At 35.5% G+C, this 428-nt stretch carries 1 protein-coding gene; it reads left to right on the top strand.

Annotation, left to right across the window (positions count from 1 at the left end; all coding sequences use genetic code 11):
- A partial coding sequence (locus tag OM075_RS25695) for a transposase (RefSeq protein ID WP_301193401.1) occupies nucleotides 1–336 on the top strand: 336 nt, incomplete at its 5' end.
- Nucleotides 337–428: the final 92 nt, after the last annotated feature.

Below are 428 nucleotides of genomic sequence, written 5' to 3'. Positions count from 1 at the left end.
GTTACTTTTAAATGGTGCAACAGAAAGGATAATTATAAATCAGAAACGCAAACTATTACTGGCGTTGATTTTTTAAAAAGGTTTGTGGAGCATATTGTCCCACCTCATTTCAGAAGAATAAGGCATCTTGGCTTTTTGAGTGCTCGTAATAAATCCAAATGTTTGGAGCTATTACGCAAAGACTTAAAAGTAACTATTCATAAACTAAAACTTTCAAGAGCTCAGGTACTTGAAATGAAGTTTGGTAAACGTTCCTGTCTTAGTTGTAAAGATTGTGGTGGTGAGCTGGCTTTAATACTTTCTTATCCTGGTAAAAGGGCCCCTCCTGCTTCTTGATATTTGCAGCAAGTCTCTATTTACCAACAAACTAACGAATATGCCTTTAAGCGTAAATGGGAATGCTATATCCTCTTGTTAAAATAGTGGTT

Source organism: Plebeiibacterium sediminum, assembly GCF_026013605.1.
Classification (GTDB): domain Bacteria; phylum Bacteroidota; class Bacteroidia; order Bacteroidales; family Marinilabiliaceae; genus Saccharicrinis; species Saccharicrinis sediminus.
Note: the sequence above shows the minus strand (reverse complement) of the source record. Positions and strands in the feature narration are given on the sequence as shown.